Here is a 13,814-nt window from a genome sequence, read left to right as displayed (position 1 = left end):
TTAACTCAAGCCCGAGATCAACTCGACCAATGGCATGAACAAACTGATCACGATGAAACCGACCGCGACCCCGAGGAACACGATCATCAATGGCTCCATCAACGCGGTCAGTGCGTCGGTCATGATCCGGACTTCTTCGTCATAGGTGTCGGCTACCTTGTAAAGCATCGTGTCGAGCTCGCCGGTTTCTTCCCCCACGTCGACCATGTTCACCACGAGGTCATCCACCACGCGGCCTTTGATCTTCGTCAGGTAAAACAAAACACACAGCACGGCTCCACCAATGATCATGTAACTGGACATGAACGTCAGCATCTCAACCATGGTGCCGTCATCCAGCTTGCCGCCCTTTGCGGTCAACGCGACGCTCATGACCATGATGCCGGGGAACGATCCAAACAAAGCCCAGAACACCGCGGTCATCGGGTGGAATCCCAACACCGAGTATTCCTTCAGCGGCTTGCTGATCACTTCCCCCTCGCGGATCTGGTTGCTGACCCCGGTGAACATTCGCTCGAACATGGCGTTGCCCGCCGTCTCTCGCGTGATGTTGAGGGCTTCCAAAATTGGCACACCGGAACTGATCAGTGTCCCCAACGTCCTCGTCGTCCGAGCCAAGATGTTCTTTTCGATCAACGTGCCAAAGATGGGCACGCGGATGATGAACATGTCAAATCCGATCCGCCCCTGTTTGAATTTCCTCATCAACTTGACCAGGATCAACGCACAGATCGGCATCAAGATCAGCAGGAACCAATACCCAGCGATGTAATTGCTCATCGCGATCAACAACACCGTCGGTGCCGGCAGATCCAACCCGAACTCGTCGAACATCTTTTCGAACGTCGGAACGATGAACAACATGATGAACGTCAGAATCAACGTCGCGACCAAGACCACGATGACCGGGTAGATCAACGCACCCTTGACCTTTCGCTTCAACGATTCAGCGGACTCGAGGAAGTCAGCCAACCGGTTGAGAATCGTTTCCAACGCACCGCCGGCCTCACCGGCTTTGATCATGTTGACGTACAGCCGACTGAAGACCTTCGGGCACTTTGCCATTGCCTCGGACAGCGTCGACCCACCTTCGATCTCGTCGCAAACATCCATCAAGGCATTCTTGAGTTTGCCTGGTTTCTGGTTGCCTTCCAAGATCTTCAGGCTGCGCAGAATCGGCAGACCAGCGTCTTGCAAGATCGACAGCTGACGCGTGAACGCGCAGATATGTTTGGTCTTGGCACCGCCCATGGCGAAGGGCCGCTTCTTGCCACCTCCGGCCCCAGCGGAACCGGCCGCTTGTTTCTTGACCGCGATTTTGGTGACGAAGTAGCCCATCTGACGGATGGTGGTTTGGGCTTCGTCCTCGTTGGCCGCATCGATTTCGTCCCGGATCTCTTGTCCGGTCGCGTCCATCGCTTCAAAGGTATAAGTCGGCATGGGATTGCTTCTTCAAGTGAAAAGGGCCACAGGTTCACAGGGCCACAGGCTTGGTTTTTGTAAAGCTACTAGCGGTTAGCTTCTAGCTTCTTCATTTGGAGTTGGGGTCATTGGTTGTTGACGCAAAGCGTCTGATATTTCGTGGTCGCACTCATTGCTTTGTGAGTTGTTGCTGACGGTTGCTAATTAAGGCCTGCAACATTTTCGATATCTGCTTTGTTTCATCGATGAGCGTTTCGGACTGCTGCGTTGACACCAAGTTGATTCGAGTCGAGATATAGAGTTGAGTTCGAAGCTCGGCACAGGAACCTTTGGCAATGATGAGAAATCGAATGAAGTCTTTGGGTGTTCGCTCATAACCTTCTGCGATGTTGGACGGAACGCTGACGGCGCTTCGCTGCATCTGGTCCTTGAGCCCAAAGTCACGGCAATCGGCTAAGAGTTCGTAAACAGAGACGGCCAACCGGCACCCTCGTTTCCAAACTTCCAAATCCTCAAACGTGCTCGCCATTCGCTCCTTAAACTTTGCCTCTCGGATAACTTCTTCGTTCAGTTCTCGTTGATCTGTCTGTGCCCTGAATCACTGTGGTCCTGTGCCTCTGTGCCCCTTTCCACTTCATCAACCATCCACCACCGTCTCCCGGACGATTTCGTCGAGGGTAGTGATTCCGTCGCGAGCCAGGCTCATGCCGAACTCTCGCAGGATCACCATTCCGTCGCTTTGGGCTTGGTCTCGCAGCTCATCCGTGCTGGCGTTGTGCATGATCATTTCGCGAATCGTGTCGTTGAGAATCATCAACTCAAACAACGCGATCCGGCCTTTGTACCCGGTGTTGTTGCACTTCTCGCATCCAACACCTTTGAAGTAATCGGTCGCTTCGATCTCTTCGCGGCTCATGCCGAGTTCCATCAGCAGGTCGCTGCTGACACGTGTCTTTTCGCGACAACCCGTGCAGATCCGGCGAACAAGTCGCTGAGCCAAAATGGCTTCGACGGTCGCGCAAATCATGAAGGGCTGAATCCCCATGTCAGTCAGTCGTGTGACCGTGCTGGGTGAATCGTTCGTGTGCAACGTGCTGAAAACCAAGTGACCCGTCAGCGCCGCCTGGATCGAAATTTCGGCGGTCTCCAAGTCGCGAATCTCGCCAACCAAAATCGTGTCCGGGTCCTGTCGCAGAATCGCTCGCAAACAAGACGCGAAGGTCACGCCCGCATCGGAGTCAATCGGGATTTGGATGATCCCATCGATGTCATATTCCACCGGGTCTTCGGTGGTGATCAGCTTTTCGGAGATCTCATTGAGCTCGGACAAAGTCGAGTACAACGTGGTCGTTTTGCCCGATCCCGTTGGACCGGTGACCAACACGATACCGTTGGGGCGATCGATCGCCGAGCGGAACCGCGACATCATGTCTTCGTCCATCCCGACATTGTCGAGCGACAGGTTCACAACCGAACGGTCGAGCACCCGCATGACCGTCGATTCACCGAAGATCGTCGGCAAAACCGAAACGCGAAGGTCGACGGGGTGACCACCGACCATCAGTTCGATCCGGCCGTCCTGCGGCATCCGACGCTCGGCGATGTCGAGATTGGCCATCACCTTGATTCGAGTCGTGATCGCAAACGCGAGGTGTCGTGGCGGCGGAACCATTTCATAGAGCACGCCTTCGGATTTGATCCGGATGCGGAACTCGTCTTCAAACGGCTCGAAGTGAATGTCTGATGCGTGGTCCTTGATCGCCAGCAACAACACCATGTTGAGCAGTTTGCGGACGGGGGCCGAATCAGCGAGGGCTTCCGCGTCGGTGATGTTGAACTTTTCGTTGTCCAACAAACTCGCGGCGGCCTTGAGCTCTTCATCTTCGGCCAGTTCCGCGACCAACTTCTCGACGCTTTCGGCTTCGCTGTCGTAGTACTTCGTGATCGTTTTGTTGACGTCCGCTTCGGTCGCCACCAAGATTTTGATGTCGTAACCGAGGAACGTCCGCAACTCGTCTTGGATGTTCAGGTTCTGAGGATCACAAGTCGCGATGGTCAGCGTGTTGCCTTCGAACTGGATCGGCACGCAACGATACAGCTGAGCCATCGTTTCGCTGATCTTCTCCATCACCTCCGGTTCCAGTTTCGCGTCTTCCAGCGAAACGGTCTGCATCCCCATTTGCTCGGCGAGCGCCTGAATCAGTTGCTCGTCGGTGACCAACTGCATGTCTTCGGCGACTTTCCCGAACAGCGCACCAGGCTGCTGTTCTTGTTCGTCGAGCACAATTTGCAATTGATCATCGGTGAGGAAACCGAGGTCAACGAGGATCTGTCCGATGCGACGTGGGGCCATGGTTGATGAGCGGGAAAGAGGCACAGGGCCACAGGGCCACAGGAAATGAAAATCAACGTCGAGCCAACGGAACAAAACGCACTGAGTCGCTGTGGTCCTGAGGCCCTTTCAACTTCTAATCTTCCTTAATCGGAATGGGCTCGTCGCCCAGACCTTGTCTTGCTTGAACGATTCGTTTGGCCAAGTCGTCGGGACGGTGGGCTTTTGCCAACACATCTTCCACCGAGACTCGGTCGCCTTTCCAGTGATTGAACAACGCGTCGTCCATCAACTGCATGCCGAACTTGGCACCGGTTTGCATCGATGAGTTGATCCGGAACGTTTTGTTTTCGCGAATCAGGTTGGCGATGCCGGGCGTCACGTTCAGCACTTCGTAAGCGGCACAACGACCGCCACCGATCTTTGGCAACAATGTCTGCGCGACCACACCGATCAGGGTGGATGCGAGCTGCGTCCGAATTTGATCCTGTAGGTTGCCGGGGAACGCGTCGATGATCCGGTTGACCGTGCCCTGAGCACTGTTGGTGTGCAGGGTGCCAAACACGACGTGTCCCGTTTCAGCCGCACTGATGGCGGCTTCGATGGTCTCGAGGTCGCGAAGCTCGCCGACCAGAATCACGTCAGGGTCTTGTCGCAGTGCGCGACGGATCGCTTCGGAGAAACTCGGCACATCGACGCCGACTTCCCGCTGGTTGATCGTCGACTCTTTGTGTTCGTGATAAAACTCGATCGGGTCTTCGATCGTGATGATGTGGTGGTCAATGGTTTCGTTGAGCAAGTTGATCAACGATGCCAGCGTCGTCGATTTCCCTGACCCCGTTGGTCCCGTCACCAGGAACAACCCACGAGGGCGGTGGACCATTTTGACGACAGCCTCGGGCAGGCCGAGTTGCTCGGGCGTCAATTTGTCATTGGGGATCTGACGCAGCACCATCGAAATGAAGCCACGCTGCTTGAAGACAGAGACTCGGAAACGAGCCAAATCGCCGAACGCGAACCCGAAGTCGGTCGAGCCTGTCTCTTGCAGTTCACGCTGACAGCGTTCCGGCGTGATCGATTTCATCAACGCGACAGAATCTTCGCCTTCGAGCGTCTTGGTTTCCAGCTTCCGCATGCGGCCGTGCAATCGAAACACGGGCGGCTGGCCGACAACAATATGGATGTCGCTCACGCCCTGCTTCACAGCAGCTTGCAGCAGTTTGTCGATCAGCACGGTGGCCATGGAAAACGCCTGACAATGAGTGGAAGGGCGTGAAGATGAGAATAGGGGCCTTTTGCCTGACCGGATCCACTGGCGACTCAACCAACCAGCTCGACCGGCGTTCAGACCGGCCGCTCCCCAGGTGATTCGCGAGATAAGACGAGAACGAACCACGCCAGAGCAACCGGCATCCCGCCAGATCGTTCGGCAACGGGACAGTGCGTCCCAGATGAGTCGCCCGACACGTGATTTCCCGTGCCAGACGGTGTCATTATGCGTGAAACAGCGTCAAAGGCAAAGAAAATCGCGTTGCGTCGCCGGAATGCGTACGATGCCGCCCCGTTCAGGCCAAAAGCCTATAGCCCGACAGGGAGCTTCCTGCGTGAAATCAACCGCAGCGGAACTTGCCGCGAGCGGAAGGCCATCCTTCCGCCGCTTAGCCAATAGCAACGCGAGTGAGTTCGCCAACGCAACGAAAACGGCCAAACCGCCGATTGGTGCGGTTCCTGCCTACAGCGACGAAAGCTCTTTCGCGATGTGACTGAGAGCCAGTGCCTCTTGCTCGGTCTTCTTTGCCACGCGATAGACCTCATCAAAGGTCGTGATCCCGCGAATGACCTTGAGCATGCCATCGGCGTAAAGCGTTGACATGCCGTTCTTTATGGCCTCTTCGCGAATCGTTTTTGTGGTGGTTCCTTTGAACATCAGTTCGCGGAGCTTGTTGTTGATCAACATCAACTCGTAAATACCGATCCGGCCGCGATACCCCGTCCGGCCGCAATAGGTGCATCCCTTGCCCTTGCTGAACTCGGCCTGAGCGAGCATCTCCGGCGGGATCTCTGAGTCCTCGATGACGCTCTGCGGTGGCTGGTAACGGACCTTGCAACGCGGGCAAATTGTCCGCACAAGACGCTGTGCCAACACCGCGATGACGGAACTAGCCACCATATAGGATGGTACACCAATGTCCACCATCCGTGATATAGAACTGGGCGCATCGTTCGTATGCAGGGTACTGAAAACCAAGTGTCCAGTCAGTGAGGCCTGGATTCCCATCGATGCGGTCTCATGATCTCGCATTTCCCCGACGAGAATGATGTTGGGTGCTTGCCGCAACATGGCTCGAATGATGCGAGCGAAGTCGAGGCCAATGTTATGTTTCACTTCGACTTGGTTGATGCCGGGCAAGTAGTATTCGACCGGGTCTTCCGCGGTGATGATCTTGCGGTCAGGACGGTTCAACGCATTGAGGGAAGCGTACAGGGTGGTCGTCTTCCCGGACCCGGTCGGGCCCGTCACCAGCACGATCCCGTTGGGACGGCGAATGAGTGAGTTGAAGTTCCGGAAGTCACGCTCGGACAAACCGAGCTGCCGGGTGCCGACTTTGATGTTGTCTTTGTCCAGCAGCCGCATCACACAAGATTGGCCGTGGTTGGTCGGGATGATGCTGACCCGCAAATCGAGCTGCTTGTCGCCGACGGTGATTTTGATCCGTCCGTCGGTGGGTCGCCGCTTCTCGCTGATGTCGATCTTGGACAAGATCTTGATCCGGGCGATGATGGCAGAAAGCATTCGCCTGGGGGCTGCTTCCCGCTCGACACAGACGCCGTCAATTCGATAACGGATTCGAACTCGGTCCTCAAAGGGCTCGACGTGAATGTCACTGGCCCGCAGCTGGACCGCCTCGGCGATCATCAAGTTGACCAGCCGGATGACGGGGGCCGAATTGTCATCGACAGTCTCCTCCCCCCCGCCAGAGTCTGATTCAGTTTCGGTGAAGTCGATGGCCGTGTCGGTGAACTCTTGCAACATCGAGTCAGCCGATTCACCTTCGACCTGACCATAGTATTGGTTGATCGCCCCGTTGATGGCTTCTTTTGGGGCCAGAGCCGTTTCGATTTTCCGGTTGAGAATGAAACGCAGCTTTTCGATCGTTTCGAGGTCAAACGGGTCGGCGATCAGGATGGTCAGGGCGCCGTCTTCTTCTTTGAACGGCAGCACCGTGTTTTCGCGAGCGACCGATTCGGGCACCAATTCGATGACGGTTTCGCTGATCCGCTCGCTGCGAAGGTCGACGAAGGGGATTTTGTGGAATTTTGCCAAGGCCATCCCGACTTCTTCGGGGCTGGCGTATTCCATTTTGATCAAGACATCGCCAATGTCCGCGCCCGTGTTTTTGGCGACTTCTTCGGCTTCGGACAGCTGATCGAGACTGATGACGCCCTGTTGGAGCAGCAAATCGGTGAAATCTTGCATCGTCCGGCTCATGGTGAATTCCTTCGTCGACAGAAAAGCGTTGCCAGCCGGGAACGCGCAAAAGGGCGCCCGGCGACGTGATCTTAGGATATCACGAGGATGCGGGGCAGGTTGTGGAAAACTTCGCTTGCTTCCGACTTCGCGGAGGAGTGTGCGGTAGCAGCCCGTCGTACGGTGGACTTCACCGGGAATGCAAGTGAGGTTGCGCTCGACTCGGTGGGGGACCACCGAGCTACAGAATGGGTTTGGTGTGCTCCATTGAATGGAGTCGATGGGCGACTTTGGGCGCTGGCAGCAGAGTAGAACCATCGTCCCCAATTGTTCCGTCTGGCGGCTCGCCGTCGGGAAGCAGTGTGACATCGATTCAAAGTTCGCACCGTTCGTGCCAGGCTTCTCGGCGACCAGAATTTGGCACGCGAACAGCTGAGGACACTCGTTCGCTTTTCTGTAGCACGGTGGTTTCCACCGTGAGTGCGTGGGAAGTTGCGCTCGGCTCGCTGGATGGCCCCAGCGAGTTACAGCTGAACGGGGGCGATCAGGCGGGGGCGGGGCGGCCGTAGTAGAAACCTTGTGCGAGATCGAAGCCGATTTCTTGACAAGCTTCGGCCTCCTCGATCGTTTCGATTCCTTCCGCCAATGCCGAGATGTTCAGGTCCTGGACCATACTGACGAGCGAACGAAGCATTCGCATGCGGTTGTCGTCGACAACACTCAAACCTCGAATCAACCCAATGTCGAATTTGACGTAGTCGGGTCGAGCTTCGACCAATTCAGCCAAACGGGCTTGCCCGGCGCCAAAGTCGTCGTAGGCCAATCGGATGTCCAATTCCTTCAATGTCGAATGCAAACGCTGCATCTGCTTGGGGTTGGTCACGGCGGACTCGTGAATCTCCAGCACGATCTGGGTATTCGATGCCATCGACCGAACCTTGCACAACGAGTCAATCAACGACTGGCCGTCTTCCATTTCTTTTGGGTGCGTGTTGACGAATAACGTCGGCGAATCTGGAAGTTCGCGGCCGACACGAAGACCTTCCCAACGCAACAATCGACTGAGCTCGACTTCCAGGTTCAATTGCTCGGCAGCCTGGAACATGGCTCCAACTGATTCCAATCCGAAGACGCTGCCGCGACCGAGGATTTCGTATCCAATCATTCGAGCACCTACCAAGGTGACGATGGGTTGGAAGTGCGGACGCACGAGTCGCTGACTCATCAAGCGATCAAACTGCACCAACGCGAGGGCTTGATCACAAACATTCTCTGAAATCGTTCCCGCCGTGACTCCGGTGGGAGATTGGCGTCGCACTCGGAACGGTGCTTCGGCGAAGTGAATCAGGTCTTCATCGCCAACCAAAACGGGTTCGGTGACGCGTTTGCCGTTGAGGTACGTGCCGTTGGTGCTTTCCAGATCGCGCACAATCAGCTTGCTGTCTTCGATCTTCAGTTCAGCGTGGTTCCCACTGACGGTTCGGAACTGCAGCTTCATCGCGACGCCGGATTTCCGGCCCACGATGAACGGTTCTTGATCGATCGGTGTGTGTTGCAGTGTGTCGCCGGGACCCATTGGACCGGACAGAAACCATACGTCCTCGTGGACGGAGGTGCTGCGACGAAGTCGGTCGATGGGAAGGCTATCAACGGAAGCCATGACAACAATTTCGTGGAGGAATGGGGGATGAAAGAGCGATCTCGAAGGGGCAGGACCTCGCTCTGCTGCAAAGCTAGGTTACGACTTGTGAACAAACACATCGTGGTTCTGAATTTCGCTCGATTTCCAACGGATGTATTCACCAGGACGACAGGTCGCACGTCATCGCGTTCTGAGTGCAACGATTGTGCGGGATAGCCGGATGATGCCGCTTCGCGTTTTCGATGCTGGCGGTCGGCAGAAATCTGTCGCACGGTGGTCTCCACCGTGAACACATGCAAGGTTGCGCTCGGCTCGCTGGAGGGCCCCAGCGAGCTACAGGTTGTTGAGATCGCTTGGTGAGGGCGGGTCCCAACAGTTGCGCCACGTTTCTTTCGTGCGTCGCGCAATACCGACTCTTCGCAGCAGAAAGACTCGTGTGACCCAAACCTGTCGCACGGTGGTCTCCACCGTGAACGCATGCAAGGTTGCGCTCGGCTCGCTGGAGGGCCCCAGCGAGCTACAGCTGCAGCGAGCTACAGTGTGTTGTGCATCTATGAAAAAGGGCGGCTTCATTCTTGCGAAAGAAGCCGCCCTTCCAATGTCATTCAGCAATCAGGAACTAACTGCTCAGCTGCAACCCATCGAGTTGCCGCAGTTGTGGCACAGGTAACAGTTGCCATTGCGGACCGTGATGCTGCCACAGTTATCGCAACTGGGAGCGTCAGTCTGGAACCGTGAGAACTGGTCGGCTTGACCGCCCAATCCGTCGACAGCTCGTTCAGCAACCGCACCGTCAGACGACCCACCGGCCGACTGACCATTGGAATGCCCGTTGGTCGCGGAACCATTGCTGACCCCGTTTTGCAAACTGGCCAACAATGTGGCTCGTTCCACCAAAGCGACCGCGGCACCCGCGTCGGCTCGCAACTCAGCCATCACGGGGCTGTTGTTATTCGCCGTTGCTCCGGCAGGCGCGGTAGTCAGGTCAGGACCGTTGCCGCCTGTCTTCGCCGCACCTTCCGCACTGGGGGAATAATCGTTGCCGGACATGAAGGTGATGCCCAACCAACGAGCGATGTAGTCGACGACGCTCTTAGCGATGCGGATGTCCTTGTTGGACGTGTGCCCCATCGGCTCGAAACGAGTGTGACTGAACTTGTTGACAATCACTTCCAAAGGCACGCCGTACTGCATGGCAATCGAAAGTGCGGTGCCGAAGCTGTCCATGATGCCGCCGATCGTCGAACCTTCTTTGGCCATCGTGATGAACATTTCACCGGGACGCCCATCAGGATACAAACCGACGCACAAGTAACCTTCGTGCCCAGCGATGCTGAACTTGTGAGTCAAACTTTGACGTGTGTCAGGCAGACGTTCGCGACGTGGTTTGTAGACAATCTTCTCGACCGTTTCGACCTTTGCCGCTTCGGCTGCGTCAGTCGCTTTCTGCTCGTCGGACTTGGTGTTCAAAGGTTGCGACTGCTTGCTGCCATCACGATAAATCGCGATCGCCTTGAGCCCCAATTCCCATCCCCAGAAGTAAGCGTCCGCGATGTCTTGCGGGGTCACATCGGTGGGCATGTTGACCGTTTTGCTGATCGCACCGGACAAGAACGGCTGAGCCGCGGCCATCATGGTGATGTGAGCACGCCAGCCGATGCTGCGAACACCGTTGGCCGGTTTGAATGCACAATCGAACACGGCCAAGTGCTCGTCCTGCAAACCAGGAGCACCTTCGATGGTGTCGTTGGCATCGACGTACTTGAGGATCTCGTCGATCGTGTCGGCGTCGTAGCCGAGCGTCTTCAAGCCGAGCTTCACGGTTTGGTTGACGATCTTCAACATCCCGCCACCGGCGAGTTGTTTGTACTTCACCAATGCGATGTCAGGCTCGATGCCGGTCGTGTCGCAGTCCATCATGAAGCTGATCGTGCCGGTCGGTGCCAGCACGGTCGCTTGAGCGTTGCGGAAGCCGTACTTTTCGCCGATTTCCAGCACACCGTCCCACAATTCGCGAGCGGCTTCTTTCAATTCGGCTGGGCCGTCATCGTTGATTTGATCGCAAGCATCACGGTGCATTTGCATGACGCGAAGCATTGGGGCTTCGTTTTCAACATAACCGTCAAACGTTCCGACGACGCTGGCCAGTTCAGCACTGGTGCGGTTGGCTTCCCCGTGCAGCAACGCGGTCAACGATCCGCACATGCCGCGAGCGGCGTCGCTGTCGTAAGGCAAACCGGCCGTCATGATGACGCTGCCGAGGTTCGAATAACCAAGCCCCAGCGGACGGAACTTATGGCTGTTGCGAGCGATGGGCTCAGTTGGGTAACTGGCGTGGTCGACCAAAATTTCTTGAGCGATGAAGAACGTGCGGCAAGCGGCACGGAAACGCTCGTGGTCGAACGATCCATCCTGCTGGACGAACTTCATCAAGTTGATGCTGGCCAGGTTACACGCGGTGTCATCCAGGAACATGTATTCCGAGCAAGGGTTCGATGCGTTGATCGCTCCGCTGTTCGGGCACGTGTGCCATTTGTTGATCGTCGTGTCGTACTGCACGCCGGGGTCGCCACAGTGCCAAGCGCACTCGGCCATTTTGTTGAGCAACTCTTTGGCGACGTAACTTGGTGGCTCGGTGGTCGGTTTGTCAGTGATCCAACGAGTTTGGAAGTTTTCGTTCTTGCGAACCGCTTCCATGTAGTCGTCTGTCAAACGAACTGACAGGTTAGCGTTTTGGAAACAAACGCTGGCGTAAGCTTCACCGTTGAAGTTCGAATCGTAGCCTTCGCGAATCAACGCGTGAGCCTTCTTTTCTTCCGCCCATTTGCACTCGATGAACTCGAGAATGTCTGGGTGCCAGACTTTGAGCGATTGCATCTTGGCCGCACGACGAGTCTTGCCGCCGGATTTCACGACGCCAGCGATGGAGTCATAGACTCGCATGAACGACAGCGGGCCCGATGGCGTTCCGCCGCCCGACAATTTTTCGCGTTGGCTGCGGATGGTCGACAAGTCGGTGCCTGTGCCGCTGCCGAATTTGAACAGCATTGCCTCGCTGCACGCCAGACGCATGATGTCTTCCATGTTGTCATCCACGGACTGGATGAAACAGGCTGACCCTTGTGGGTATTCGTACGGGTTGTCGGGCTGGGCCGTGGTGTTTTCGGTGCGATCCCAGTGCCAGTTGCACATGTCGCCTTCGACGTCGTACTGAGCGTGCAGACCAACGTTGAACCAAACGGGACTGTTGAACGCACCATGCTGGTGCAGGGACAACCAAGTCAGGTCGCGGTAGAAACGCTCACCGTCTTCGGGCGTGTCGAAGTAACCGTCGGCCAATCCCCAGTCGCTGATCGTGCGGGTGACGCGGTGGATCAGTTGACGGACGCTGCGTTCACGTTCGTCGGTGTTTTTAGGGTCGCCGTAGAAGTACTTCGAAACGACGACGTTGGTCGCCAATTGGCTCCACGAAGCCGGGACTTCGCAATCGGTTTGTTCGAACAAAGCGTTGCCCGATTCGTCTTTGATCGCGGCCGAACGCAGATCCCAGGCGGTGGTGGCGAACGGGGTGCGCCCGTCGTCAGGGCAGAACTTCGATTCGAATTTCAGACCGGCGCGATCGCCTCGCAGGGCGGTGCCGAACTTCTCGCGTGCGTACTCAACGCCATGCTCGGAATCGACCTTTTCCAAAGCGGGGTCGTTGGCGGGGATGCGGGAGGTCGCGTTCGACTCGGGCAGAACAGTGGACATAGCGCGTCACAAACTCCTTAAAGAGATCGTCCGTGGACGGTGCACCGGCAGTTGCCATTCGCGGTCCTCGCGAAACAACCGATCCCGTCAAATTTGAAATGAGAGCTGGCAGTCGCCACTGAGTGCTGCTTCCGTGAGCGAAACGAGCTACCGCGTGGTCCATGAAGTCGATATCGGATCATTGATCGTCAAAATCGATGCAAAGTGATTTGCTATCACTACCGGTAGTGGTTTCCATGCCGTTGAGGCACTACATGTGGGCGACGGCGGGAATATTAGAGGTTCCCAGGATTGTGTCAATCTCGATTTTCAAACTGTCGTAAACAGCGACCAGCAATTGGTTTGCGCGCCGTTCCCAAATCGAACACCTGGGGTCAACCGCCCCATGACCGCCGACGTAAAGCTCGCTGTGGTGAAGAGTTAGTGAATCTCCTGAGAAGACACCTCGACCTCGTGGAAAACTTGTCGGCAATCAAAATTTTCTTCTCATCACGCACCAACTACCCGGTCACTTGGGGCGATCGCGAGAGCTGGGTAAGAAGTAGTGGAAAGGGGCTCAGGGGAGCAGGACCACAGGGGCTCAGGGGTGGCTTGATTGAAAAAGTGAAATTGAAAATTGCAAATTGTAAAATCGGAGGGGTGGGCTTTGTGTTGGTTGCAGTAGATGGCTCGGACATGGTGCCAGGGCAGGAATTGGCCTGCCACAGACGCTCGCTGAACCAATCGGAAACCAATTTGCAATTTCACTTTTTCAATGATCGCCCTCCGGATCGCGGAGATCGTGGAGTCCTTAAGAGCATCACTGCCAGGCGTTTAACATCACCCTCCCCCTGGGAGGGTCGAGCAAAGCGAGGGGAGGGTCGAGCATTGGATCCAGCGCGTAACCTGCACAAGCCCGCAGCGGGCCGACGCTACCGAAGGGTCGGGATGCGAGCGACGAGCACGAGCACGAGCACGAGCACGAGCACGAGCACGAGCACGAGCACGAGCACGAGCACGAGCACGAGCACGAGCACGAGCACGAGCACGAGCACGAGCTAGAAGCTAGAAGCTAGAAGCTAGAAGCTAGAAGCTAGAAGCTAGAAGCTAGAAGCTAGAAGCTAGAAGCTAGAAGCTAGAAGCTAGAAGCTAGAAGCTAGAAGCTAGAAGCTAGAAGCTAGAAGCTAGAAGCTAGAAGCTAGAAGCTAGAAGCTAGAAGC

8 protein-coding genes are annotated in these 13,814 nt (G+C 56.2%); all 8 read right to left on the bottom strand.

What is annotated here, in order from left to right; all coding sequences use genetic code 11:
* Window positions 1-1,440, bottom strand: a complete 1,440-nt coding sequence (locus RB_RS26600; RefSeq protein WP_007329380.1) for a type II secretion system F family protein — start codon at window positions 1,438-1,440, stop codon at window positions 1-3.
* A gap of 151 nt (window positions 1,441-1,591) precedes the next feature.
* Complete coding sequence (locus RB_RS26595; RefSeq protein ID WP_011123903.1) at window positions 1,592-1,951, bottom strand: four helix bundle protein; 360 nt, start codon at window positions 1,949-1,951, stop codon at window positions 1,592-1,594.
* A gap of 108 nt (window positions 1,952-2,059) precedes the next feature.
* Window positions 2,060-3,775: a GspE/PulE family protein gene (locus RB_RS26590; RefSeq protein WP_007332509.1), complete on the bottom strand. Its 1,716-nt coding sequence runs from the start codon at window positions 3,773-3,775 to the stop codon at window positions 2,060-2,062.
* 115 nt (window positions 3,776-3,890) lie between these two features.
* Entirely contained in the window at window positions 3,891-4,997 is a 1,107-nt protein-coding gene (locus tag RB_RS26585; RefSeq protein WP_007329383.1) for a type IV pilus twitching motility protein PilT, read from the bottom strand.
* 489 nt (window positions 4,998-5,486) lie between these two features.
* On the bottom strand, window positions 5,487-7,244 hold the full coding sequence (locus RB_RS26580) for a GspE/PulE family protein (RefSeq protein WP_164922562.1): 1,758 nt from the start codon (window positions 7,242-7,244) through the stop codon (window positions 5,487-5,489).
* 523 nt (window positions 7,245-7,767) lie between these two features.
* Window positions 7,768-8,883: an EAL domain-containing protein gene (locus RB_RS26575; protein WP_007329385.1), complete on the bottom strand. Its 1,116-nt coding sequence runs from the start codon at window positions 8,881-8,883 to the stop codon at window positions 7,768-7,770.
* 609 nt (window positions 8,884-9,492) lie between these two features.
* Window positions 9,493-12,615, bottom strand: coding sequence for a vitamin B12-dependent ribonucleotide reductase (locus tag RB_RS26570; RefSeq protein WP_011123898.1), 3,123 nt, complete (start codon window positions 12,613-12,615; stop codon window positions 9,493-9,495).
* Between the two features lie 911 nt (window positions 12,616-13,526).
* Window positions 13,527-13,649: a hypothetical protein gene (locus RB_RS28365; protein ID WP_261340185.1), complete on the bottom strand. Its 123-nt coding sequence runs from the start codon at window positions 13,647-13,649 to the stop codon at window positions 13,527-13,529.
* Window positions 13,650-13,814: the final 165 nt, after the last annotated feature.

This window comes from Rhodopirellula baltica SH 1 (assembly GCF_000196115.1).
GTDB lineage: Bacteria > Planctomycetota > Planctomycetia > Pirellulales > Pirellulaceae > Rhodopirellula > Rhodopirellula baltica.
This window is presented reverse-complemented; position numbering and strand designations above follow the sequence as displayed.

What these genes read in the sequence shown, in the direction of transcription:
- RB_RS26590 (WP_007332509.1), bottom strand. Translation starts at nt 3,775, where the DNA reads ATGGCCCCACGTCGCATCGGACAGATCCTCGTTGACCTCGGTTTCCTC.
- RB_RS26580 (WP_164922562.1), bottom strand. Translation starts at nt 7,244, where the DNA reads ATGAGCCGGACGATGCAAGATTTCACCGATTTGCTGCTCCAACAGGGC.
- RB_RS26575 (WP_007329385.1), bottom strand. Translation starts at nt 8,883, where the DNA reads ATGGCTTCCGTTGATAGCCTTCCCATCGACCGACTTCGTCGCAGCACC.
- RB_RS26595 (WP_011123903.1), bottom strand. Translation starts at nt 1,951, where the DNA reads ATGGCGAGCACGTTTGAGGATTTGGAAGTTTGGAAACGAGGGTGCCGG.
- RB_RS26570 (WP_011123898.1), bottom strand. Translation starts at nt 12,615, where the DNA reads ATGTCCACTGTTCTGCCCGAGTCGAACGCGACCTCCCGCATCCCCGCC.
- RB_RS26600 (WP_007329380.1), bottom strand. Translation starts at nt 1,440, where the DNA reads ATGCCGACTTATACCTTTGAAGCGATGGACGCGACCGGACAAGAGATC.
- RB_RS26585 (WP_007329383.1), bottom strand. Translation starts at nt 4,997, where the DNA reads ATGGCCACCGTGCTGATCGACAAACTGCTGCAAGCTGCTGTGAAGCAG.